The following is a 1,655-nucleotide window of genomic DNA, read 5'->3' as shown; positions in this document are numbered from 1 at the left end:
GGCGGTGACGGCGACCGCGACCGCTCGCCGCGTCCCGGGCGGGCCATGGGCGCGGTGGGCCGCGGCCGTGGCGGCGTTCCTCGTCCCGGTGATCGCCGCGTGGCTGTTGCTGCCACCGGCCGGCGAGGCGCCCGGGGACTTTCCCGCCACGCTGTTGTGGAGGTTCAGGCTGGCGTCGCTGGGGACGCAGGCGGTGTTCTGGACCGCATTCGGCCTGCTCGTCGGCTGGGTCAGCACGCCACGCGGGCAGCTGCCAGGGCCGCCGCGGTGATCCGGGCGAGATCCTCGTCCGAGGTCACATATGGCGGCATCGTGTAGATCAGGTCGCGGAACGGCCGCAGCCACACCCCGTGCCGGACGGCCTCGCGCGTGGCGGCCGGCAGGTCCACCGGCTGGTCCATCTGGACGACGCCGATGGCGCCCAGCACACGGACGTCCCGAACGCCCGGAATGTCCATGGCCGGGGCCAGGCCCTCGCGGAGCGCGCGCTCGACCCGTTCGACCCCCTTCTTCCAGTCGCCCTCCGGCCACTGGTCGCCGAGCAGCAGTGACAAGGAGGCGTTGGCCGCGGCGGCGGCCAACGGGTTGCCCATGAAGGTGGGGCCGTGGGCCAGCAGCGGGACCTCACCCTCCGAGATCCCGGCGGCGACCCGTTCGGTGCAGAGCGTGGCGGCCATGCTCAGGTAGCCGCCGGTCAGCGCCTTGCCCAGGCACATGACGTCCGGTGACACCCCGGCGTGCTCGGCCGCGAACAGCTCACCTGTCCGCCCGAACCCGGTCGCGATCTCGTCGAACACGAGGAGGACGTCGTGTTCCCGCGTCAGCTCCCGCAGCACCCGCAGGTACTCGGGTGAGTGGAACCGCATCCCGCCCGCGTTCTGCACGACCGGCTCGACGATCACCGCGGCCACCTCGTCCGCGTGCCGAGAGAGCACGTCCGACAGGTGCTCGGCGTAGGCGGGGTCGAACGCGGCGGGCGGCGCGTCGGCGAACACCTGCGGGGGCAGGACGCCGCCCCACAGGTCGTGCATCCCGCCGTCGGGGTCGCACACCGACATCGGGTGCCAGGTGTCGCCGTGGTAGCCGCCGCGCCAGGTCAGCAGCCGCCGCTTGCCGGGCCTGCCCAGCGAGCGCCAGTACTGCAGGCACATCTTGATCGCCACTTCCACGGACACCGACCCCGAGTCCGACAGGAACACGTGCCGCAACGGCTCGGGCGTGATCTCGACGAGCGTGGTGGCGAGCCGGATGGCCGGTTCGTGGGTCAACCCGCCGAACATGACGTGGCCCATCCGGCCGAGCTGCTCCCGCAGCGCCTCGTCGATCACCGGGTGGGCGTACCCGTGGATGGCCGTCCACCACGACGACATCCCGTCGACCAGCTCGCGCGCCCCCTCGACCGGGGAGGCGAGCCGCAGCCGGACACCGGACGCGGACTCGACCAGGAGGGGCGCGGTGGTGCCGGGCATCGGGGCGTAGGGGTGCCAGACGTGCCGGCGGTCGAGTTCCAGCAGTTCACGCGTGGTCGGCATGGTGACCGAGAGTAGCGCGGGACCCCGGCCTCGCGCATCCTCGGGGTGCCGGCCCGGCGGCGCACCTCACCCGCCGGCGCCCGGGGGCGGGCCGGTGTAGGCGGCGCGCAGGCGCAGGAGGCC

The 1,655-nt window shown here is 73.7% G+C and carries 2 protein-coding genes; one reads left to right on the top strand and one right to left on the bottom strand.

Features of this window, described 5'->3' with window-relative positions:
- The coding region (locus DQW85_RS23370; RefSeq protein ID WP_162795283.1) for a CbtA family protein at positions 1-271 on the top strand (271 nt) is incomplete at its 5' end.
- On the opposite strand, the gene DQW85_RS23365 is transcribed toward DQW85_RS23370, so the two are convergent.
- A complete protein-coding gene (locus tag DQW85_RS23365; protein WP_113702236.1) occupies positions 231-1,532 on the bottom strand; it encodes an adenosylmethionine--8-amino-7-oxononanoate transaminase in 1,302 nt (433 codons plus the stop codon). The two genes, DQW85_RS23370 and DQW85_RS23365, sit on opposite strands and share 41 nt — an antisense overlap.
- Between the last annotated feature and the right edge of the window lie 123 nt (positions 1,533-1,655).

Origin of the sequence: Nonomuraea lactucae (genome assembly GCF_003313395.1) — a bacterium.
Taxonomy (GTDB): Bacteria; Actinomycetota; Actinomycetes; order Streptosporangiales; family Streptosporangiaceae; genus Nonomuraea; species Nonomuraea lactucae.
Note: the sequence above shows the minus strand (reverse complement) of the source record. Positions and strands in the feature narration are given on the sequence as shown.